The 24,664-nt window shown below is 58.6% G+C and carries 10 protein-coding genes; 6 read left to right on the top strand and 4 right to left on the bottom strand.

Annotation, left to right across the window (positions count from 1 at the left end; translation table 11 throughout):
- Positions 1-15: 15 nt before the first annotated feature.
- Positions 16-14,250 (bottom strand): carbohydrate-binding protein, encoded by a 14,235-nt coding sequence (locus IT895_RS17105; protein WP_199284158.1) that lies wholly within the window; start codon positions 14,248-14,250, stop codon positions 16-18.
- Between the two features lie 613 nt (positions 14,251-14,863).
- On the opposite strand from IT895_RS17105, the gene IT895_RS17110 reads away from it, so the two are divergent.
- From IT895_RS17110 to IT895_RS17135, 6 genes are all read left to right on the top strand, one after another.
- A complete protein-coding gene (locus IT895_RS17110; protein WP_199284159.1) occupies positions 14,864-16,633 on the top strand; it encodes a type I secretion system permease/ATPase in 1,770 nt (589 codons plus the stop codon).
- The gene (locus IT895_RS17115) at positions 16,630-17,970 is read left to right on the top strand and encodes an HlyD family type I secretion periplasmic adaptor subunit (RefSeq protein WP_199284160.1); all 1,341 of its coding nucleotides are present in this window, start codon (positions 16,630-16,632) and stop codon (positions 17,968-17,970) included. Before IT895_RS17110 ends, IT895_RS17115 begins: the two co-directional genes overlap by 4 nt.
- A 379-nt stretch (positions 17,971-18,349) precedes the next feature.
- On the top strand, positions 18,350-19,657 hold the full coding sequence (locus IT895_RS17120; protein ID WP_066314588.1) for an ATP-grasp domain-containing protein: 1,308 nt from the start codon (positions 18,350-18,352) through the stop codon (positions 19,655-19,657).
- 217 nt (positions 19,658-19,874) lie between these two features.
- Complete coding sequence (locus IT895_RS17125; protein ID WP_085919666.1) at positions 19,875-20,228, top strand: CidA/LrgA family protein; 354 nt, start codon at positions 19,875-19,877, stop codon at positions 20,226-20,228.
- Positions 20,229-20,231: 3 nt separating this feature from the next.
- A complete protein-coding gene (locus tag IT895_RS17130; protein WP_085919665.1) occupies positions 20,232-20,951 on the top strand; it encodes an LrgB family protein in 720 nt (239 codons plus the stop codon).
- Positions 20,952-20,981: 30 nt separating this feature from the next.
- Positions 20,982-21,458: a LabA-like NYN domain-containing protein gene (locus IT895_RS17135; protein ID WP_085919664.1), complete on the top strand. Its 477-nt coding sequence runs from the start codon at positions 20,982-20,984 to the stop codon at positions 21,456-21,458.
- A 27-nt stretch (positions 21,459-21,485) separates the two neighbouring features.
- On the opposite strand, the gene IT895_RS17140 is transcribed toward IT895_RS17135, so the two are convergent.
- From IT895_RS17140 to IT895_RS17150, 3 genes are read right to left on the bottom strand one after another with little or no spacing between them, the layout of a single operon-like run.
- Complete coding sequence (locus IT895_RS17140; RefSeq protein ID WP_199284161.1) at positions 21,486-22,526, bottom strand: ABC transporter substrate-binding protein; 1,041 nt, start codon at positions 22,524-22,526, stop codon at positions 21,486-21,488.
- Complete coding sequence (locus tag IT895_RS17145) at positions 22,526-23,923, bottom strand: sensor histidine kinase N-terminal domain-containing protein (protein WP_199284162.1); 1,398 nt, start codon at positions 23,921-23,923, stop codon at positions 22,526-22,528. The genes IT895_RS17140 and IT895_RS17145 overlap by 1 nt, the downstream gene beginning before the upstream one ends.
- Positions 23,920-24,588, bottom strand: coding sequence for a response regulator (locus IT895_RS17150; protein WP_085919661.1), 669 nt, complete (start codon positions 24,586-24,588; stop codon positions 23,920-23,922). Before IT895_RS17150 ends, IT895_RS17145 begins: the two co-directional genes overlap by 4 nt.
- Positions 24,589-24,664: the final 76 nt, after the last annotated feature.

The following is a 24,664-nucleotide window of genomic DNA, read 5'->3' on the forward strand; positions in this document are numbered from 1 at the left end:
ATTCCATGATGCATCTTACAGCAGAGCACCCTGATCGTTTTCCTGTACCCCGCTGAGGCTGACGTCGTCACTCATCGCGACGAGCTCGTCCTGACTTGCGACATTCTCTTCTATACCAGCCATGGCCATCATATCCATGCTCGAGAGACTCGCCGCACTCACATCTGGGTCGCGACTGATCTGGAAAGAAGCCAGGTCCTGAGAGCCTCCGTTGAAGGTGAGCCGCAGTACCTGAATACCCTCCTCAAGATCGAGTGTCACCGATGGCCCATCGACGAAGTTACCCCAGGTGCCGGAGTTTGGCACCGAGCCACTTGCTTGATCGTAGGTCACCCCATCCTGCTCAACCGATGCTGTAATAGTGCGCCCATTGTTAGGGTTGGAGGTAACGAACGACAGGGTGTGACTACCGGCCTGTTCGACGTTGATGGTGTATTCCACCCATTCGCCATTTTCGACCCAGCCAATCGCCTCGCCCTGCCCCACGATATCCACCGGCTCATCGCGGAAACCCGTTCCCAATTGCGCCGCTGACAGCTCGTTGTAGGCTTCACCTTGCTCGCCTTCGTCGAACAATGCTGCATCCAGCGCCAAACCATCCTCGGCATCCACCAGCCAGGGGGTTGCCCCGGCATTGAAGGCTTGCTGGCCATCGCGCGCCAGGCTGAACGATGCCAGGTCCTGAGAGCCGCCATTGAAGGTAAGCCGCATGACCTGCTCGCCGGCTTCCAGCGCCACCTGTGTGGCATCGGTGGGTTGGAAATTGCTCCAGCCACCCGTTGGCGAGACCACCACCGCGTCGCTCGAGGCGTAAGGCGTGCCGTCCCCTTTGGTGAAGGTGGCCGTGATGCTGCGTTGCGGGCCGCTACCATCGCCAAGCGCTGAAAGGAATGACAGGTCGTAGGTGCCGTCCTGGGCAATATTCAGGGTGTATTCCACCCACTCGCCGTCATCGACCCAGCCAATGGCATCGCCGTCTCCGACAATGTCGACCCCGTCACCCCGGAAGTCACTACCGAGTTGGGCGTCGCCGGAATCATTGTAAGCGACGTCCTGGCCGCCTTCGTCGTAATTGGCCGCGTCCAGCGTGAAGTCACTACCGACCTGCCAGGGATCACCGCTGTCCGTGAAGGCTTGCTGACCATCCTCGGCCGGCGCCACAGGTACCAGGTTGAACGATGCCAGGTCCATGGGCCCGCCATTGAAGGTCAGCCGTAGCACCTGCTCACCGGCTTCGAGCGCTACCTGGGTGGTATCGGTCTGGGTGAAGGAGGTCCAGCTTCCGGTTGGCGATACCCCTACCGATGAAGCCGTCACGTAGGGCGTATCGCCTTTGGCGAAGCTCGCGGTAATCGAGCGTGCGGCCGGGTTGGAGGAGTCCATCGAGGTCAGGAAGTCGAGGTCGTAAACGCCGTCTTCCGCCACATTGATGGTGTATTCCACCCACTCGCCATCCTCGATGAAGCCGATCGCCTGCGAGGGCGTGGAGATATCCACCGCCTCGTCGGACCGGAAGGCGTCGCCCTGATGGGCGGTGGTGGTGTCGTTATAGGCGACGTCCTGGCCACCGTTGTCATAGAAACGCGCTTCCAGACTCAAGCCCTCGGCGCCAACCTCCCAGGCAGTCTGGGTGTCATTAAAGGCGCTCTGGCCATCGTCCACCGGTGCTTCAAAGTCCAAGGTGAACGATGCCAGATCCAGCTGACCACCGTTAAAGGTCAGCCTTAGCACCTGCTCACCCTCTTCCAGCTCAAAGGTCAACGGACCGACGGTCTGGAAGCTTCCGAAGCTGCCGGTGTTGGGCAAGGTCTGCACCTGCGCCGGGGTATAGAAACCGGCCCCCTGCTCGAAGGCGGCGGTAATGGACTTGCCATCGGTGGTCGCGGAGGTCGAGAAGCTAAGTGTGTAGGTACCCGCTGTCTCGACGTTGAGGGTGTACTCGACCCACTCGCCATCGGCAATGTAGCCCAGCGCCTCGGTGCCGTTGGAGATATCCACCGCTTCGTCGGCGCGGAAGGCCGCCCCCTGGTGCGCAGCGGTGGTGTCGTTATACGCCACCCCCTGGCCACCGTTATCGTAGAGCTTGGCTTCAAGCGTCAAGCCATCGCTGCCCACCGCCCAGGCAGTTTCACCGGCATTGAAGGCGGTCTGACCAACCGGGTCCGGGTCGTCGATGAAGTTAGGCACGCCATCATTGTCATCGTCGTCGTAAAGGTCCACCCGCCCGTTGCCGTCAGCATCTTCCGCCCCGGTGGGGTCATAAGTCTGGACGTTCTCGACCAGGAAGATATTGTCGTTGTAGTCGTAGTTAACCCCTGCGTAATCCTGAATCACGATGTAGGTGTCTGGAATCACGTTGCCGGCGGCGTCCTTGGCGACATAGACGCGAATCAGGTGGCCATCGTTCTCGTCCCAGTTGAGGTTGGTGCCCGGGTTGCCGATAGCATCAATGGTGTCCTCATACAGGTTAGCGTCCGGATCGGACCAGGAAATATAGCCCTGACGACCCGAGATCTCGGCGAAGAACCCAAAGGGCGCATCGCGATCAAGCGTGGTCGTGGTCAAGAGATCGCCGTTGTTGAGCGTGCGCGGCAGTAGCGTCTGACCATCAGCCTCATCGTGGGCCAGGATCTCATCGAGATTTCGGCTATCCACATCGTGGACGAACAGTCGGGCTACATCGCCCTGGGTATGGTAGGCCGCCAGTTGGGTAATCTTGATCGGCGAGCCACCGTCGGCACGCTGGAAGTAGGGTGACAGGATCTCGTCGCCATTGGCTTCCACCAGCCCGCCCTGGTTCATCTGCCCTTCGGCCACGTTGGTGCTGTAACCGAAGGCGTTGATGATTTCCTGAACGAGTGGCTCTTGTCCGCTCTCCGACTGGTTCTGGGCCAAACCGGCTAGCTGGATGACTTTCTCACCCTCGTCGGCATCGCTTGAGTTGATGATCAGACTCGCCTCGTAAAGGCTGGCATCGTTAGGATCATCGGCGATGAAGCGCACCGTGACGTCGATGGACTCGCCCGGCTCAAGGCTGACCGCCGCAAACGCTTCGGTAAGCTCGAACAGGGTAGTATCACTGACCTCGATGCTATTGATATCAAGGGTCTCGAAGCCATCGTTCCTGATCGTGATGGTCGCTTCGTCGTGGACTTCCTGCGCGGCGTTGGCCGGGTTTTCAATCCGCGACATCACCAGTCGGTCGTTGGACGGCACGCCGTCGTTGTTGATCACCGTCAGCTCACCACCGGCCACCGGCGTGACACCTTCGATGACGAACATGTTGTCGTTGTAGTCATAGTTGATGCCGGTGTAGTCCATGATGCCCAGGTAGGTATTGGGAATCACGTTGCCCTCGGCATCCAACGCCCGGAACATGCGTACCGTATAGCCACGTTCGATACCATCGGCATCGGCGGGCGGCGTGCCGCCTCCCTCAGGGTTCAGCGATGGGTCGGTGGACAGGTTCGCCACTTCAATACCAAACACGCCCTGACCGGTCCAGCCACCGGGAATATCGGCAAGCGAGAAGTTCGCGGTGGCGAACTGCCCGTCACTCTTAATCGGCAGCAGGCTCTGGTTGTTATCCCCAGCGTGGTTGCTGAAGATGATGTCCTGTCCCTTGTTACCAGGGTTATGGATGCCCAGCGTTGCGCCGCCAGCACCATGGTAGGCCGCCAACTGGGTGATTTTCGCCTCGCCAGCACCGTCGGCCAGCGTCCAGTAGCGCGACAGTACTTCGTCGTCGTTAACGGGACGATAGAGGTCGAAGTCATTCAATACCGAGTTCTCGCCGCCTCCCACGGTGGTCAGGCCGTCGATACGGTTTCCGAAGCCGAACACCTCCCAGACTTCATTGACATTGGGTTCCCAACCGCCCTCGTCCCGCGCCTGCCAGAAGCCTGCCATGTGGATTTCGGCAATCGGCGAATCGGCATCGTTGGTCACCAGGCGAATGCGGCCTTCGAACACCCCGTCACCGGCGTCGTTAGTAGGCGCGGTGTAGCTGTCCCGGTCGAACAGCACCGTGACCTGCACCGACGCGCCAGCAGCCAGCATCAGGCCGTCGAAGGCGCTCGGGTCCTCCAGCACGAAGGGGCCGTCGATATCGGCGTCGAGAATCGCAAGCTCGCTGGTGCCCGTGTTGGAGATTGTGACGGTAGCACTTTCCTTGAAGTCACGATTGTCGTTCGAGGCGCTGTTGTTCTCCAGGTAGCTGAAGTGCAGCCGGTCGGAATAGTAGGCGGCATCGCCGCTTTGGACAGCGATATCGGCATTGTCGCTGCCGACGACAGGCGTCACGTCCAGATAATCCAGGTCATCGGCGCCGTCGGCACTGGAGACCGCACGCAGGTTGTACTCCACCCCCGCCTCAAGCTCGACATAGGTGCCTTCTTCCCCGGCATCTCCCTCCCCTGGATAGACCAGCACATCCAACGGCTGGCCATTGAGGGTCAGGGACAGGCCCTGGCCATCGCTGGCCCCGGCGTTGGCCGCTAGATCCAGGCGATAAAGACCGTCGGCATCCACCGTGAAGTAGAAGTCGGCGGTCAGGTCGTTGATCGTCCGTGCACTGTCGCCACTTTCCAACTCAATGCGTGCGCCATCGGACACATCGGCATACACCGGCATGAAATTATCGACGGGGGCATCGGGCACTCTCAGCAGGTCGACATTGGGGCCGTTGGCCTCAGGTGCCGTCACGCTGATGGTGTTGCTGCCCGCTTGCAGGTTGACCAGCAATTCCTGGAAGAACCAGTCGTTTTCCGCCTCATTACTCTGGCCTGGGAAATTGACCACCCCCAGGTTAACGCCGTTGATGGTCACTTCCATCGGGCGGTCGGCCTTGCTCACCGCCAGGGCGTAGCGGAAGCCGATCTCGTAGTTGCCGGTCTCACCTACCTCGACGGTCCAGGTGATGGTCTGATCACCCGCGCCATCAAAGTCGACAAAGCCCTCACCGGACGCGTTGCGATCATCAACGCTTTCCGGTACGACCACAGGACCGTCAAGCGAGGCATTTTCAGCTTCGTAATCGGTGAAGCCTGAGGTGCTGTCCGGCGGCGATTGCAATACTTCAAGCTGGTCGATGTTGGGGCCGGTATTGTTCGTGGCCTGCAGGCGCACGGTGTTTTCTCCCACTACTAGCGACGCCGCCACGTCCTCGGTCAGCCACTCTGCCCAGGCCGCATCCCCAGTAAGCCCGGGAGGAGGACTAAAATCGAACACCCCGACGCTTACGTTATTGACGAATACCTCAAGCGGACGATTAGTGTCGCCGCCGTTGGCGTAGCGGATTCGCAGTACCGAATCGCCAGCGTCGTCTGCGGCCAGATTGAAACCGAAGGTCATGAAGTCGGCATTGGTGCTGCCGTAGTCGGCATAGCCGCCGGGCACGCCGTCATCACCATCGGTGTTGCCATCCAGTCCAAAGGCACCGGGACGCAGACCGTTAGGCAGGCCTTCCGTGGTTTCAGTGTTGTTGATGTCGCGAATCTGGATTTCCGCGCCAGCGCCATCGGCGATGGTCACCGAGGTGCCATCATTGGGGGTGTCATCTTCCGCCTGAATGACCAGCAGCGATACCAGGTCGTCACCGGGTTCTGGATCGGGATCCACAGGATCCACCACGCCGCCTGGCGCCGGATCAAGGCGGATAATCTGGCTCTGGCCGTTGCCGCGGTTCAGGGTCAGCAGGTAGAGCTGGCCGGTCACCGGGTTCTCGATAATATCCAGCGGATCCACGTAGGTAATGACATTGCCTTCCGGGTCGCGCAGTACATCGTCGCCGATCACGTTGCCGTTGGCATCGAGGGTAATGCTGCGCACATCGTCACCGCCGGAGTACTCGGTGAACAGCACGTTACCCTGCAGGTTGCCGCCGAACACATTGCTGGTGTACTCCACCGCTCCGTTGGGCGAACGGTTCTCACCCAGCGAGTAGACACCGGAGATATCGTAGTTACCCTCTGGGCTAGTTCCTGAGGGGTAGGCATCTACCTGATTGGGGTCACTGCCTCCGGTGGGGTTGCCACCATTCAAGATGTACTCATCCCGTAGCGGGTTGGGGTGGCCGTAGTACCCCCCTTCGACAATCTTGAACAGGTAGTCGTCCTGATTCTCGACGTTGGTGTAACGCTCGTTCTCAGGTGTCGAGGGATCGTCCGGCACGTTGCCGCCCGCCGCCGAGCCGTTGGTCGGCACGTACAGGAAGCCGTTGGAATGCCATACCAGGTCGTAGGCGTTGCGTGCACCCGTGGCGAAGATCGTCAGTACCGCGCCCTCGGCATAGGGGTCATAGTAGCTTTGCAGCACGTTGCCGTCGGCGTCCTGCACCGTGGCCACACCACGTTCATCGAACACCAGGAATTCGCCATTGCCCATGGGGATAGGGTCATCCTTGGGATGGCCGTCAGGGTCATCGAAGCGGGTATTCTGGCCGTTGTCGGGAACGGGCTCGGTCGATACATCGAAGCCCCCGGGAGGTGCGTCACGGGTGGGGTCGATCTCCATGACGGCGGCATTCAGCAAACGCTCGGGACGGTTACCCCAGGCGCTATCCGGCTCGCCCATGGCCGAATTGGAGCCCTGAATCAGATACAGCAGATGCGTCGGCACATCGGGGTTGGTAGCCGCGTCATAGTCCGGATTGGGGCGGAACTCGAGACTGTTGGTCACGTGGTCGCCGTTGGAGCGCGGCAGTCCGGTGATGTAGGGCTCGGCGGTACCGGAAAAATCACTACCGCCGTCCAGCGTGATCTTGGTAATGCGACCGCTGAATTCCGGCACGCCGTTATCGCGTCCATTGAGCGGAATCGGGTAGTTGTCGGTGATCCACAGCACATTCGGGTCGGTGGGATCCACCACCAGGCCGATGATGCCACGTTGCTGACTCTGCCCGGGCTGGTCGAAGTAATCGTTCGGCAGACTCAGGTCCTGGCGGTTGGATAGCGAGCCGTCGACCGGGTCGACGTCGTAGCGCAACAGATCACCGCCGATGGTCGCGATGTACATGAAGGCGCCGTCAGGGCTCATCTCCAGCGAGGTGAAGCCAAAAGCATTGTCCGCGGCACCGTTAAGCTCCACCACATCGTTGAAGGCCACGTCGCGGGCGACCACCTCCGGTTCCTCACCGGTCACGAAGGTGTTGGTGTACTTCTGGAACTCACGGGTCGGGGCATCGGCATCATCGTTGGGCCCGCGGTCCCGGAAGCCATCAATCACCAGCGTATAGCTGGTGAACGGCTTGAGCGTCTGGCTGGGCGAGATGGTCAGTGAGTCGAAGCCACCGGTCGTATTGACGTTGAAGGAGACCTCTTCACCGGTGACCGTTTCGAAGAGCTTCACCGAACCGTCGTTCAGGCTTTCAAGCAAGGCACCGCCACGCCCATCGACCACCGAGATGCCCACAAAAATGTCCGATGTCGGGTCAACGCCGGTGGGAATGGCGCTGTCTTCCGGGTCGAGGTCAACTTCTACTTCATTCTCCCCAACACCCGCGATGGCGCGCGCGTCGGTGAAGAAAGCGTAATCCTCCGGAGCTTCACGCGCGTCATCCGGGGTCAGGTCGGGCAGCGACTGGATCTCGATGTACTGGATCTCGGTGTTCTCGTTGTCGAGCCCCAGCGAGTCGAGCGTCAGACGGCCGTCGCTAACCTGCACGATGCGGGTGACCAGATCAGAACGCACGCCTTCTGTGTCATCGCCCGGGTTGCCGTCCGCCGGGAAGTCGTCCGGACGGAAGGGCGTGAAGGGGTCGTTGAACAGCTCGCCTTCTGCATTCAACACGTTACGGCTGTCATACGGCCCAGAGGTATCACCAATCGAAATGGTGACTTCGTAGTAGCCGTCTTCCAGCTCGATTTCCCAACCGGCGCGCACATACGCGCTTCCGGGCTGGTCGAAGTGGGCATAGGTGCCCTGGCGCGGATCGAGGCCGGCGATATCATCGGTACGGTCGTTGACCGCCACGCTGGTCAGGCTCGAAATATCCAGTGGCGTGGTGCCCGGTTCACCGTCGTAGATCGACGCCTCGGTCACCCAGCCATACTGGTAGGTCTGGCCGTCGATGGTCACCGACTGGGTGCCGAAGGCTTTGCCGTTGTCGGCGATATAACCGTCAGGCACCACCACGCCCTCAGGCTGGAAGTTGATCTTGACGGAGAAACGCTCGCCCGGCTCAATTACCTCGGGTGGCTCGACGCCTTCGCGCGTGACGCTGAGACGGTCGATATTGGGCCCGGCCGCCGTCAGGTTTTCCAGACGAATGGTGTTGGTGCCCGCCTCAAGCTCCACCTCGATCTCGACGTCCGTCCAGTTTTCCCAGCCGTCTGGATCAGCACCGGTAGCCGCGAATGCCAGGCTGCCCTGGGACTCGCCACCCACCAAAATATTCATCGGGCGATCGGCACCGTTGCCTCCTCCATTAGCGTAGCGAACCGTCAGGGTGTAGGTGCCGGCTTCATCGACGACGACATCGAATGACCCGGCATCGCCGACATCGCCACCCATGTCCAGATAACCGGTGCCGGAGAAGCCATCCCACAGGCCATCGGAGCCGGTGGCGGCATTGGTTTCGGTGTTGTTGGCATCGCGAACCTGCGTATCCAGGGTATCACCGACGTTGTCCGGATCTTCGATGGTCAGCGCTTCGCCTTGGATCTCAAAGTTGAAGGGCACAGGCGTCCCATCATCGACGGTGACGCTGTCGCTGGCCTGCGCTTCGTTACCCACCGCGTCGGTGACGATCAGCGTGACGGTGACGCTACCGCTTTGGTCGCTGAGATCTACCGTGATATCGCCGTTTGCCTCTGGGGTGACGGCGGTACGCGTCGTACCGCCATCGAAGCTGATTTCATACGTCACGATATCGTCGTCGGCACCAGCCACATTGAACAGCGCCGTGGCAAGTTGCCCAGGCTCAAGGGTATCGTCGGCGGCGGTCAGGGTCAGGTTGCCATCTTCGTCCGCGCTGTCATCGACAGGAATCGGGCCTGTGCCCCCTTCGGTGATTTCGATGCGGTCGATATTGGGGCCGGTAGTCGCGCCTTCCGGAATCGCCAACTCGATGCTATTGGTACCGGCTTCCAGGGTCACGGTGACGGTTTCGAACAGCCAGTTATCAAACCCTTCTATTGGCCCGGTGCCGTCGGGGTCGGTCGCCAGCATGTCGAGAACAACCGGGGTGCCGCCATTAATCACCAGGTCCAGTGGACGATCGGAGTTGGTCGCGTAGCGCACGCTGATATCGTACTGGCCGGCCTGGGCCACATCGACCTGCCAGGTGACGTTATCACCGGCCGTATCGCCGAAGTCCAGGTAACCGGTACCAGAAAAGCCCGGGCGCAGTCCGTTCTCCAGATTCTCATTAGCTTCCGGGTTGCCCGGATTGCGCACCGTGGTGTCCGTATCATTGGCGTCGTTATCAAAGCTGGTCACCGTGCCGTCCTGGATCTGCAGGCTCAGCGGCGAGAAAGGCGCTTCATCGACGTCATTGACGGTGACTTCCAGGGTCTGGACGTCGGTCAGGTCGCCGTCGGTGACGGTGACCTCTACTGCGTAGACGCCATCTTCGTCGTCATCCACCGCCAGCTCGAAGTCGCGGGCACTGATGAAGCTCAGCGCACCGGTGGCCGCGTCGATGGTAAACAGCGGCGCATCCACCCCACCGGTAATCGCAAACACCGGCGCGTTCAGGCCGGTCGTCAGGCCATCTTCGTCGACCACTGGAATCGCGCCGATCTCGGTCAGGTTCTCGTCGATGGCATAGGTAGTCTCTCCGATGACGATGCTCTCGTTGAGATCCGCCACCGTGATCAGGGTGTCCTGAGAGACGCTGTCCTCGCCGTCGGAGACGGTCACGGTCAACTCGTAGATGCCGTTCTCATCGCTGTCGGCCGCTAACTCTGCGTCCGGCGCGTTGATGAAGGCGAGCTCCCCGGTTGCCTCATTAAAGCTGAACAAGGCCGCATCGGCACCTGATAGCGTCACGGTCAGGCTGTCGTCATCGGCATCGTCGATCGCCAGGTTCGCCACAATCGTGCTGTTTTCATCGACGCTGACATCGGCGCCCAAGCCTTCGAGGGTCGGCGCCGTGTTGACCGGCTCATCAATGCGCTCGAACACCAGCGAGTCAATACGCATCAGCTCGCCACCGGCACCGCGAAGCTCAAGGCTCGCCAGATCACCGGCGGTCACCTCAAAGGGCGTTTCGAACACGATTTCCTTGCGGTTGCCGCTCTGGCCCGCATTACCGCGCGGACCCGTGCCCACGATGGTGCCGAAATCGTCGCTGAGCACCACATCGGAACTCAGGCTGTCGCTAGCGGCGTTGCGTGCCTCGAGGACGGTGTCGCCGATCGTAAGCGATAATGAACCTTCGCCATCGTTTTCATCGAACACATACAGCCGTGCCACGTACCAGCCAGGTTCTATACCGCCGGCTGCGAGATCGGTGCCGATCGTCGCGGGTTCGTTACTGGTCAGCCGGATCAGTTGCTCGTTGGACGCGCTTGCACTTCCGGTCACGATCAGGTTGGACGCATCAAGATCGGTGAAGTTTTCCGCCTCAATGGTGATCGAATCGCCCACTTGCGTGCCTTCGATCACGAAACTCAGCGTCTGCGTGCTGGACAGGCCCGCCGGATCGGTGGCACGAATCACCACGTCGAACGTGCCGCCTTGGCTGGGAGTGCCTTGAATAACACCGTCTACCACCTCAAGTCCGGCGGGAAGATCTTCGGCGGACAGCGTCAGGCTGTCGCCATCAGGATCGGAAAACAATGACGCAAAGTCAGCCAGCGGGATCTGAATGAAGTTCTCGCCCACTTCGCCGAAGTAAGGTTCAAGCGCGACGGGCTCAGCAACGGGCGCGTCGTTGACGTTTTCAACCGTCAGCGCAAAGTCGGTCGAGGTAGTGACCGTCCCATCATCGGCGGTCACCGAGACGGTGTAGTCGCCGGGCGCCAGCCCCTCAAGGCTGCCGCTCAATACCTGATCAACCACGCTCAGACCGTCCACGGTGACCGGCTGTCCATCACCGTCGGTGACGACGAAGCTATAGCTGAGCGCATCACCATCATCATCGACGAAGGGCAGGTCGACCTCGAGATTCGATCCCTCATCCAGGCTGAGATCGGCAATACCGCCGCCCACCACGCGTGGGGCGCTGTTGGTATCGGGCACTTCGTCTTCTGAAAGACTCACAGCGCTGAAGCTCGCGCTGCCTATGGCGCCCAGGTCATCGTCGTTGACGAAGACCAGCGAGTCGATGGTGGTCCCGGCATGCGCCGCCAAATCAATGGTGAACCGGAAAGTGCCATCGCCGTTGTCGACACCCTGGCCGCGCAGATCAATAAACCCACCCTGGGTCTGGGTACCGCCAAGCTGATAGACACTATTGCCGCCGTTGAAGGGGTTATCGTCGGCATCGAAACCGATCGCGACGATCTCCGGCACCGGCGACGCTGAAATCGCGACGTCCAGGGTCAGCAGTGTCTGTCCAGTGATGGTGTAGTCGCTCGGTAGGTCGGCGCGCTTCCAGACGTTATCGGTCAACGACAGCGTGCCGCCATCGTCTTCTACCGCGGCGCCGGTGCCACTTGCGGGATTGTCCTGGGTTTCGTTATACGCACTGATGGTCGCGTCATCGAAGGTGACAGAGAGACTCACCGGCCCGGCTGGGGCTGCAAGCGTCACTGTGTCCTGAACGCTGGCTTCATTACCGGCGGTATCGGTCACGATCAACGTCACCGTGACATCGCCCGGTCCCTGCCCACTCAGGTCAACCGACAGGCTGTCACCATCGCTGGTGGCAGATTGGCGAGTCGCGCCGCCATCAAAGCTGACTTCCAGTGTCGAATCGACGTCAATGCCAGCAACGCCGAACACGACTGTGGCGCTGTCGGCAGGCGCGATTTCGGCGTCCGGGCCCTCAAGCGCCAGATTCCCCCCCTCATCGGCGGTGGTATCCAGGGTAAGGGCGAGGGACCGCTCAACGCGGTTGCCAAAGGCGTCCATGGCGATCAACTTGGCCGACAGATCACCGTCGTCCCGCCCTGAGAGATCCAGGGTGAAGTTGCCATCGGCGTCTGGCGTGACTTCGTCGACAGTCACGCCATTATCGAAGGTCACCCCGACGAAGACGATGTCGTCATCGCGTCCCGTGACGTTGAACCCAGCCGCGGACGCGTTGGCGCCGTTGACCACAAGGTTGTCGGCACTGAAGGCCAGCGCTGTCTCATCGGTATCCGCCTCGACATCGCCAACCGGGCCGGTGCCTGCCGTGGTGACTTCAAGACGGTCGAGGTTCGGACCGCTTCCTGCACCAGCGGGAATGCTCAGCACAATCGTATTGTCGCCAGCCACGAGTTCGGTGGTCAGGCTTTGATAACCCCAGACGTCGAAACCTTCCGGCGCTTCGTTACTCCCGTTGGTATCCGTGGACACAAACGCCTGTTGCGGTAGCGCTGCGCCGTTGACGGCAAGGGCCATCGGGCGATCGCCGCTGCTGGCATAGCGGAAGTTCACGTCGTAGCTGCCGGCTTCGGCAACGTTGACCGTGAAGGTCAGGCTATCACCGGGCTGGCTGCCGTAGTCGACATAGCCAGTGCCGGAATAATCAGGGCGAAGGCCATTGAAACTTGCCCCGCTCTCGGGATTCTGGGCGTCGCGCACCAGGGTGCCGGCGTCGTTATCGGCGCCCAATTCGGCGTCCTCCGCCTGAATAACGATGGCATCGATCACCGGCCCGGTAGGGTCCACCGGGTCGGCCGCCAGCAATGCCACCTCGATCTTGTCGATATTGGGGCCAGTGGTGCCGCCGCCCAGACGCAGGGTGTTGCTGCCCGCGGCGAGAGAGATTTCAATGGTTTCGGTGGACCAGCCTTCCCACGCCGAAGGCGCTGGACCACCACCGGGCAAATTGCCCGAAGGGACATCAGAAGTACCCGTTGGATAGTAAGCGGGCGCGGTTGTCGGCAAAAAGGCGAAAGAGCCTATTTGAGTAGGGGTACCATCGTCGACCAAGGAGAGATTCAATGAACGTGCATCGCTTGTGGCGTAAGTGACGGTCACGTTGTAAGTGCCCGCGGTGGCCACATCCAGAGTAAAATCACCGTAGGCATTGGCATTACCGAATGCCCAATCAAGATAACTCGCCCCCTCGGCACCCACCCGGAACGTCTCTAAACCATTGGTAAAAGAGGCGATGTTATCGACTGTAACGACCCGATTGGTAGCGTCCGATTCAGCATTAGAATTCGGCTCTACCACCAAATCCTCACCCTGAATCACGTAGACGTCGGGGTCCGGCGCGCGCACCTCCAGATAGTCGACGTTGGGCCCACTGGCTCCGTTAGACGTGAAGCTGACGGTATTCTCGCCCGCTTGAAGCTGCACGCGAATCGTACGTTCGCCGAAGTCACTGAAATCGGCAGCATTACTGGTCAAGGTCGTGCTCGGCAGGTCGAACATACGATCCTGAAGCTCGCCATTGACGTCGAGGCGCAGGGGGCGGTTCCGGTCAGTGCCATCACCATTCTGGCTAAGCGCATAGCCCAGTGCCAGTTCGTACTCACCGGCTTCATCAACACTGAAGGTGAACGTCAGTGTTTCGCCCGTTGCATTACCATAGTCGACATAGGCTTGCCCATCGGCGTTGGCGGTGTTCGCCTCGTTTGGGTCATTAACCACCGCTATGCTACCGCCCGCTATGGACGCCGACGCACCATCGCTGGCATCACTGTCTTCGGCCTGAATACGAATGGGTGTGAAGGTATCCGCCAGTATCGCCTGGGCCATGAACGGACCATCGTCAGCCGGCGCAGGCAGTGGCTCGTCAGCCGCCAGCGAGGTAAGCGTTGTATCCACAGGCTCGGAGGCCGCTGCCGCTCGACCCGACGCAGCGGGATCGGCGACTTCATTTTCGGGCACCACATCAAGTTCAATGTTCATTTCTGCGTTAGGCAGCACCCGGCCGAACTCATCCATGGCTTCAAGCCGCATCTTGAGCCTGCCCAAAGCCGGGGAAGGCAGGTTTTCAAACACGAACGGGCGCTCGAAACTTTCAAAAACTGACATTTCATTACGAGCATCTTCCCAGGCCATGCGCATGGATTTTATGGAGGATTCCCAGGGGGATGGATGGGGGACAACGTGGAGGTGATGATCTTGGAAGGTATCCCGGCCCCAGCGGCCACCTTCACGAACGGATCCTAACAACGACTTTGCCTGACCAGATACGAAAGACATTGAAAACATGTTCCACCCCACGGTTTTAATTAGACTTTTTAGCGCACAAGGGTGTGCACTATGAGCACTCACCAAGCATTGTTGACGACATTCCCCTTTGGCCATCGGTGTTCGGATAGCGTGTTCACAGATGGCGGATTGGGGCGACTATTGGTGAGTCTAACCGGGCTTTACCGGGTAGCAAGGCAGGTCAAAAAGGGGATCTATGTATCCAAATGTTACAAAACGTCAAAATTTATTAGCAATAAAAACCATTTAAAACAACATATTAAATGAAAACACCTAAATTCAGACACCGCTGATCGACAAAATAGTGACAAACAAAATAAGCGGATTTGATTATAAAAATAGCCACCAAAGCTAAAAGGAAATGCTGAAGCAAAAAACACTAATCAGGAGTTATCCCATCAAATAAAACGAAAAAAATAGCAACGTCTGTTTAAAAGCAAGCTGATACGCTGAATAACACAAAGAAACAATAGAGTTACAAAAAGAAGTGACGCCGCAGAACCTAATGGCGCCCCGTTAACGACCGGCAAGATGACTCTTAAAAGGTGAATGCGATGGCTCGGCAGTCAGCATACTTTTCACTACCTCGCTCTGGAGCTTGGCCATGTTGAATTCTCGCGAAGGTTCCGACCTGCAGAAAGTACTTGGCACCTGCCGACGCAGCTTTATCTATGTAGGCACATTCAGCTTCTTCATCAACTTGCTGATGCTCGTTCCCCCTCTCTATATGCTACAGGTCTACGACCGGGTCATTACTACACGCAGTCAGGAAACGTTGCTGATGCTAACCCTGGTAGTCGTGTTCCTGTTTATGGTCATGGGCGGACTGGAACTCATGCGCTCTCGCATATTGGTGAGGATCGGTAACAAACTCGACGTGCAGATCAGCCAGCGACTGTATGCCGCCATGTTCAAACGCTCCCTGATGATGCCCGGCAAGCCCTCGGCCCAGCCATTGAATGACCTGACAACGCTGCGCCAATTCCTGTCCGGCAACGGTCTTTTCGCTTTCTTCGATGCGCCCTGGGTGCCCATCTATATCGGCGTGCTCGCGCTGTTTCATCCGTGGTTCGGGCTTTTTGCCCTGGGGGCGGGGATCATTCTGACAATCCTTGCCATCATCAACGAAGCCATCACTAAATCACTGCTGAACGATGCCAACAGTCAGCACGTCATGTCCCAGGACCTGGCCAACAGCAACCTGAGAAACGCCGAGGTGCTCCACGCCATGGGCATGCTGCCCGGCATCATGGGCCGCTGGAGCGCGCGCCATCGCGAATACCTCGTGCTGCAGTCAAAAGCCAGCGACCGGGCAGGCCTGATTACCAACACTTCCAAGGTCCTCAGGCTGATGTTTCAGTCATTGATTCTCGGGCTCGGGGCGTTCCTGGTACTGGCAGGCGACCTGACGCCCGGCATGATGATTGCCGGCTCCATCCTTATGGGCCGCGCGCTGGCCCCTATCGATCAGATGATCAATGGTTGGAAGGGCTTCTCGGGTGCGCGTACCGCCAAGGGCCGCCTTGAAGAGCTGTTGGCCACCATCCCGGCCGAAGAGCCGCGCATGCCGCTCCCCAATCCCAAGGGGCGCCTCGTATTCGAAGGTGTTAACGCCGCACCGCCGGGGCAAAAACTGCCTACCCTGCGCGGTATCAACCTTTCCGTTGCCAAGGGTGAGCATCTGGCCGTCGTGGGGCCCAGCGCTTCCGGCAAGTCGACGCTTGCGCGTGTGGCACTGGGCATCTGGCCAAGCCAGGTGGGCTGTGTGCGCCTGGACGGGGCCGACATCACCCAGTGGAACCGAACGGCACTGGGGCCGCATATCGGCTACCTGCCTCAGGATATCGAGCTGTTTGATGGCAGCATCGCGGAAAACATTGCCCGCTTTGAGGAGGTCGACCCTCAAGCGGTCGTGCTGGCTGCTCAGCGAGCCGGCGTACACGACATGATTCTCGAACAGCCGAACGGTTATGACACCTGGCTCTCCCATGGCGGCAACGCCCTTTCCGCAGGCCAGCGACAGCGCATCGGCATGGCGCGAGCGCTATACGGAAAGCCCGTTCTGCTGGTGCTCGACGAGCCGGACGCCAACCTGGACGAAGCCGGCGAGCAATCCCTGGCAGATTGCATGGTACGGCTGCGTCAGGAGGGCACCACCGCACTGATCATTACCCACCGGCCTGGCCTGCTCAAGAATGTCGATAGGGTGTTGGTGCTCAAAGAAGGGCAGATAGCGTCGCTCAAGCCGCCCACCAAAATGGCTCCCGTTACTCGCATGACGGCGGATGGCGGACGCCCAGTGCCCCCCCAGCGCGTGGCCTCACTGAAGCCTAGCGCAAGAGGCCGCAATGGCGGCGAGGATACCCAGTCATGAACATGAAAAAAACCCAAGGGCCCGGCCCGGCGCCAGGCAAAGACAACGAACTGCCCCTCGAAGATACGCGCTACCGCCGACTGGGCGTTGCCATCTTGATACTGGCGATTGGCGGTTTCGGAAGTTGGTCGGTGTTCGCCAATCTCGCGGTCTCGGTGGTGGCGCCCGGCTCCGTCTCGGTGGAAAGTTTCACCAAAACCATCCAGCACCTGGAGGGCGGTATTGTCAAAAGCATTCAGGTCGAAGACGGCGACCATGTCGAAGCCGGGGATGTCCTGATCGTACTGGATGATACCCAGGCACGCTCCCAACTGCGGGTTACCCGCTCCGATTATCTGATCAGCCGCGCGACGGAAGTGCGGCTGCTCGCTGAACTCAGTGACGCCGACACCCTTCGCTTTCCTGAAGAATTAACCTCCTCCGATCACCCTCGAGTGAAAGAGGTACTCGAAGTACAACAACGCCTGTTTGTGTCACGACGCGATTCACTCACCGGCACGCTGGCCTCCCTGGATGAGCAGATCGTGCAAATGAACGAACAGATCGACGGTTTGACCAACACTCAGCGTATCAATCAACAACGCATCAGCTCACTTAACGGTGATGTTGGCAATCACCGTAAACTGTTTCAAAAAGGCATGATAAGCAGCCAGCGAATGCACGAACTGGAGCGTGAGAGTCTTGAGTACCAGAGCATCAATGCCCAGCATGCCTCCGAAGTCGCCCGGCTGCATTCCCAGATCAGCGAGAACGCGCTGAAAAAGCAGGTGCGACTGCAGGAGTTTCAGCAGCAGGTGGGCGAGGCTCTACGTCAAACTCAGGCCGAAGTCGCCGACGCCGAGGAAAGGCTAACCGCCCTGATGGATAAGGTAGACCGCACCGAGGTATTGGCACCGGTTTCGGGAACGGTGGTCGGGCTAAAAGTGCACACCTTGGGCGGCGTTATCCGTTCGGGTGATCCACTGCTCGATATTGTGCCCACCGATGTCGGTTTCATTGTGGAAGCCAAGGTACCGGACCACGATGTTGACCACCTTTATATAGGCCAGCCTGCCGAGATCCGTTTCAGCGCTTTCAACCAGCGCCTGTCAAACGTCATTGACGGCGAGGTGGTTCACGTCAGTGCCAACAGCTTTGAAGACGAAGCGACACGAGCCCGCTATTACAAGGTGCGCCTACGCGTCACCACTGAAGGGCAAGAGAACATGACTGAAACCATGAAACTGCTCGCCGGCATGCCCGCTGAAGTGATGCTGCGTACTGGGGAAAGAAGCTTTTCCAGCTACCTGGCAAAACCCATTACGGACATGCTGGCCCGGGCCATGCGCGAGGATTGAAGTACTACACGACCATGCGGCATGACGGAATACGTCCTGCCGCCTCTCTTAATTTACAGGGCCGAAGTTTTTAGAAGAACGCGCATGTTGTGAGCGCCTCCATCAGGCACCCTTGGCAACAAATCATTGCGGGCCCATCAGCCCCATTAACCTCTCCGAGCAGCAAGTAAACTTATACAACCTTTTTCCGGAAATACTACAATCAAATTGCCATCCACATGGGAATCGACTAGGTTAGGGTTAGAGTAGATGTGTTGAAAAGTTCCTACTGCTGACATGGTCGATCATCTCTAAACAACACTGACTGCGTCTTGCTTCATCTTGTACACCCCTATGTTGTCGCAGTCTGTCTCGGTTAACCCGCAAAGGAGAACATCGAATGTCGATAACATCAGAAAAGCAGTTACCCGAATCGGTAACCGCTTGGCGCGACCCGGAAATGGATTCGGTTAAAGGTACCGAGACCCCGAAGGACCCTAACAAGGGCTACATCGCCCTGCTCGGCTGGAGTGTCAATGCGATCAAGGCGGCGCAAAAATTTGACCGCCGTTATGTCGTGGTGGCTCCGGAATGGGCCGAAGATTTCTGCACCGCTAACAATATCCCCTTCATCGCCTGGGATTTTATCCGGCTGAATGACCGGTCCATGGAAATCGCCGAGAGGCTGAAAGCCGAAGGCGTCGACGTTGCGATCCCACTGTTTGAAGAAACCGTTGAGTGGTCCGGTGCGATAAACTCTGTCCTCCTGGACAGTCCACGCATGTATGGGCAATCCATCCTGTTCCGCGACAAGGCCCTCATGAAACGCCGTGCGCAGCTTGGCGGTATTCGCGTGGGAATTTTCGAAGAAGCCCACGAGAAAGAAGACGTTATTCGCTTCATGAAGCGCGTCAACCAGACACTGCTCAAGCTCGATGGTGACCCGGACGACCCGATTCACGTCAAGGCATTCGATAAAGCTGGCTGCCTCGGCCACCGCATGATCCGTACGGTGGAAGAAATTGAACACATTCCAGACGAAGAATATCCGCTGCTGATGGAAAGCCACCTGAGCGGCTGGGAATTTGCGGTGGAAGCCTGGATACACGATGGCAAGATCCAGTTCCTCAACATCTCGGAATACGTGACGCTGGGCTATTCGGTCTTCGTGCCCGCCACGCAAGAACTCGAAAGCTGGCGCAACGCGATTACCAAGCAGATCGAATTGCTGATTAAAACGTTCGACATCCAGTTCGGCCTGATTCACCCCGAGTACTTCGTCACCGCTGACGGCGAGATGTACTTTGGCGAGGTTGCCTATCGTCCGCCCGGCTTCAAGGCGTTCGAGCTTATCGAAAAAGCCTACGGGTTTAATGCGTACCAGGCCTCAATGCTGGTGTTCGACCCGAAAAGTACTAAAGAGGAAGTGGCCGCCTTCTTCCCACGCGAGGTGGTCGATGCGAAAGGCTACGCAGGCTGCTTCGGTGTGTACCCAAGGCGCCGCGTGGTCAGCAAGCTGGAGATGCCCAAAGAAACGATCGAGCATCCCTATTTCGAGTCCCATGAACTGGTCGCGCCGACGGAAGAGACGGTGCCAGACCGGTCGGCCTTCGGGACGCACTGGGGCCTGCTCTTCTTCTTTGGCGACGATCCCATCAAGATGCGGGATCTACTGAAAGCGCAGGAGGATCTGGACTTCTACGTCTAGCGTTCCTTTAACGCCATATGTATCACGATGGGCGCGTCTATCAGTCTCTGGAATACTCAAATTCCTGACGCTGGTAGGCGCGCCCTACGTTTTGTCCGTCATCCCATAGCATGTATCAACACTATTCCTGAGTATCAACACTATCCCTGATATGGTGAACTCGCCACAGGGACATACAACGCTTGACCCTTTCCGAACAACTGGCGAGGTCATCCATATGGTTAAGGGTTTTTTGATACTGCTGATTTGCCAATTAATGGGCGAGTGGCTGATGGTATGGTTCGGCTGGCCAATTCCAGGCCCGGTAGCGGGAATGCTACTCCTGCTGATTGGGCTGATGTTCCATGGCCGCGTGCCCGATAGCCTGCGTTTACCTGCCGAGGGTTTGGTTCGGCATTTATCGCTGCTGTTTGTCCCGGCAGGCGTCGGTTTGATGCTATTTGCAGAGACACTCGCCCAGCAGTGGCTCACGATTCTGGCATCGCTGCTACTGAGCACCCTCATTACCTTGTCGCTAACCGGCTGGATGCTGCAGGCGTGGGAAAGACGTCAATACAAGCATAAGGAATAAGCGATGGAGCTCACCACTTTTTGGGTTTACTTCAACGCTCGGCCTTTGTTCTGGATTGTGATTACGCTGGGGGCTTACCTGTCAGCCAGCATGCTTAATCGTAAGGCAGGCGGCACTGCGCTGCTGCATCCGGTGCTGGTTGCGATGTTGATGATCATCCTGCTGCTGACCCTTAGCGGCACCGACTACGACACCTACTTTGAAGGGGCGCAGTTTATTCATTTTCTGCTGGGTCCCGCCACCGTGGCGCTGGCCGTGCCCCTTTATGACCACCGTGCACGTATCCGCCAAATGCTGCTGCCGTTGCTGGTCGTTTGCCTAAGCGGCAGCCTGACGGCCGTCGTGACCACCTTGCTGATTGGCCAGCTTTTTGGCGCCAGCGATGCGCTGTTGCTATCAATGGCCCCTAAATCGGTCACCTCTCCCATCGCCATTGGCATCTCGGAACAGATAGGCGGATTCCCATCACTATCCGCCGGTTTATCGTTGACCACCGGCGTGATGGGCTGCCTGCTAGCCCCGTTGGTATTTCGCGTTCTCAAGGTGCGTTCACATACGTCAAGCGGCTTCGCACTCGGCCTGGCCGCACACGGGTTCGGAACGGCCTATGCCATGCAACGCAACACCCTCGCGGGCGCCTTTGCCGGCCTGGCGATGGGCATGACGGGGATATTCAGCTCCGTGCTGATTCCGCTGATCAGCCAACTGTTCGGCTTGAACTGAATACCACTCACGGGATAAAAGTTATATTTTATGAAAAAAGTCGCCATATTTGTGGATATTCAAAACATCTATTACACGGTGCGATCAGCATACGGGAAAAACTTTGATTACAATAAGTTTTGGGCTCAAGCAACGACAGGAAGAGACGTTGTGAAAGCCGTTTGTTATGCCATCGACAAAGGCGATAAAAAACAACGCGAGTTTCAAACGATACTAAGGGCCATTGGGTTTGAAGTGAAGCTAAAGCCCTTCATTCAACGCTCGGACGGCTCCGCCAAGGGCGATTGGGATGTTGGCATTGCCCTTGATGCAATAGAGTACGCCGAACAGTCCGATATTATCGTGCTGGTAACCGGTGATGGGGACTTTGACCTACTCGTCAATAAAATCCGCACTCAACATGGTAAAACCGTTGAGGTTTACGGCGTCCCTCAGTTTACAGCCGCCTCACTGATAAACGAGGCAAATAGTTTTATACATATCGATAAAGAATTGCTGCTAGGTTAGCGTTAACAAAAACGGCATAACAGTGCATTAATCATCGCCGCGCTGATAGCGACTAAACTCACGCTGCCACCGTGCCATAAACGCATCCCGACGTAGGGCATCGACAAAGGCAAGCACCGAGGCGTTAAGGGTGATGGGATAGAGACGATCGCCGACCTGATCGCGCAAGCGTTGAGCGGTGTAAGGCCCGACCACATCTGGCCGCACGCTGAACAGCGGTGTTTGCGCCGCCAATACACGCTGACCATCCCGGCTGAGCAGAAAGTTCATAAAGGCTTGAGCTGCCCGCAGATTCGGCGCATCACGGTGGATGAACCCGGTTCGCATCATCACCAGGGCATAGTCCTGAGGTACCTGCACAATCACCTCGGGATTTTCCTGAGCCCACACCATGGCATAGGAACCCAGCAGGTTATAACCCAGCCAGTAGCGTCCCTCCGTCAGTCCCTCCAGCATCGAGCGGGTATTGGCTTCGAGCTCGGCGTCGGCATCCCCCAGTACCGTCACCAGATCCCAGAACCTGTCGGTATAACGGGCATCCTGCTGGAACAGGGTATAACCGATACCGCTTTCTGACGGGGAATAGGTGGTTACCTTACCCTGTAACACCTCACGCTGTTCGCTTAGCAGTGTGTGAAGGTCTGCATGCGTTTGCGGTGGCAGGATGTGGCGCGCTAGATCAAGCCGGTAAGCCATGACGATCGGCTCGAAGGTGAAGCCGAACAGCTCATTCCGCCATTTGGCCCAGTCGGGCCATTCACTGGCCTGTGCCGAATCCAGCTGTTGGGCATAGCCCTGGTTCACCCGGTTCATCTGCCAGGGCATGGCGGAGCTGATCACCACGTCGGGCGGTGGTTCCGCTGTCGCTATCAAGTCATTGACTTCCAATGTGGAACGATCACGGTAGATGAGCTCGATAGCGGGGTGGGCCTGCTCGAAAGCCGCCAAAAGAGGCGCGACGACCTGCCGATCCAAGGCGGCTTCCACCACCAGCGGCATCGCTTGCAAACGCTGAGAGGATGATAAAAAGACAACCAGCAGGGCCGTCATCAGCCAAAGGCGGTGCATCAGGGTTCCCCTCTTATCGCCAGAAAGTGCAACTCAATCCGAAGCCCATGCGGTTGCATCTCTTTGACCTGCAAATCGGCCTCATGGCGTTGCGCAATGGAATCCACAATCGCCAGACCGAGGCCTGACCCCTGCGTATCCTGGCGTCCGCCGCGTTCAAAGGGCTGAAACATCCGTTGACGAACGTCGGGCTCCACCCCGGGGCCATTATCCTCGATATAGAGCACGATGTGATCGTCGCTGGTCTTGAGTCCCAGGGTAATCTCACTACCGGCGGGGGTATAGCGCAGCGCGTTGTCGATCAGGTTGCCCAGCAGCTCGCTGAGGGCCCAGGCTTGGCCCCGTATCATGGCAGGCCCGGCAGGCAGCTCGTCCAGCCCCAGGTCGTGGTTCATCGCCACCTCGCGCTGGGCCCATTCCAGCACGGTGTCATGGAGCGTCGTTTTCAGGTCGAGCGGCTTGAGCTCGTCAGCTTCTTCAATATGGCGCAGGCGCGCAAGGCTCAACAGCTGGCTGGCAAGGCGGCTGGTGCGTTTCGCCCCGTCGTGCACATCCGACAGGGCTCGATACCACTCATCAGGGTCGCGGCTATGCAGAGCCAGCTCGCTGGTACTCTGCAGGCCCGCCAGCGGAGTCTTGAGCTGATGGCTGGCGTCCGCCGTGAAGCGCAACAGGTTGTCGCGGCTCTCGCGCTGGCGGGTAAACAGCGTATCAAGCGCCTCGACCGTTTCACGCAATTCTTCCGGCACATTGCCATTGAGGGGCCGCGTGTCATCGGCGGTGCGTTGCCGCAATTGATGGCGCAACTGGCGCATCGGTTTCAATGCCACTCGCATTGCCAACAGCATCAGGATGCCTGCCAGCAGCACCATGGCGATAAATCGAATGACCGCTCGATCAAACAGCTCTTTTGCCAATGCCTGACGCCCACTGACCGTGTGCCCCACCCAGATCTGCACGGGATCCTGAATGTCCCATCCCGCCGAGTCGTATTCCCTCCCGTGCAACCGCCAGCGGGTACCCGCCTGCGTCAGATCAAGCCAGGTGGGCTCGATGGCCGCCTTGTCACGCCCTGCCCTGGGGATGGGGATATCGAGGTTGGCCGAGATACGTCGTCCGTCAGGATCGAGCACGGCGTAGAAGACCCGTTCCTGATGAGAGGTTGCCAGAATTTGCAGGGCAGCGGGCGGAATCCTGACGACAGGTTCGCTGCCTTCCCATTGCACCGACTCGGCGGTCGTCAGTGCAGCCGCTTCAAGCTGACTGTCATAGGCGCGCTCGGCCGCGCGCTGGGTGGAATAATAAGCCTCCATCAGCAGTAGCGTACCGAGCCCCGAGACCATGACGAGCAGCCAGATAGCCAGACGCGCTTTTAGCGTGCCCTGAACGTGAATCACCTGGGCGCTTCCTCAAGGCGATAGCCCAGGCCACGAAAGGTTCGGATACGCAGACAGCTTCCTTGAAGTCGCTTGCGCAACCGACTCACGTAAACTTCCAGTGCGTTGGAGCCAACGTCCCCGAAGCTGAACACTCGCCCTTCAAGCATCTCACGCGGGGCGATATTGCCCGCGTGTAGCAGCAGCCCTTCAAGCAGGCGCAGCTCACGGCGGGGCAATTCAAGCACTGTGCCATCGAGTGTCGCGACGCCCGCCGTGGGATCCAGGCATAAAGGGCCGTATTTCAGTCGATTATCGCTGCGCTGCTGGCTGCGCCGTAGCAAGGCACGCACACGGGCTTCAAGCTCTGCCACCGAGAACGGCTTGGCAAGGTAGTCATCCGCACCCAGATCGAGACCGTGGACGCGATCGTCGATACCGTCCCGAGCCGTAAGGATCAGCACCGGTGTCCTGTCACCTCGCTCGCGTAATTCCCTCAGCAATTCAAGACCATCGCCATCAGGCAACCCCAGGTCGAGCAAAACAAGATCGAAAGCGTCATTTTGCAACGCCGTACGCGCCTCGCTGGCGCGCGTGAAGGCATCAACGGTATTGCTCAGACGAGCAAGCGCATTGTCCAGCGAGCGGGCGATCATCGGATCGTCTTCCACGATGATTAGGCGCATGTAACTAAAGTCTCAGAACAGTATTGGAAAGATGACAGGTTGGTGAAAGGTTGCCTGCCTAACATGGCGACTGTCA

Origin of the sequence: Halomonas sp. A40-4, assembly GCF_015767635.1 — a bacterium.
GTDB classification, from domain to species: Bacteria; Pseudomonadota; Gammaproteobacteria; order Pseudomonadales; family Halomonadaceae; genus Vreelandella; species Vreelandella janggokensis.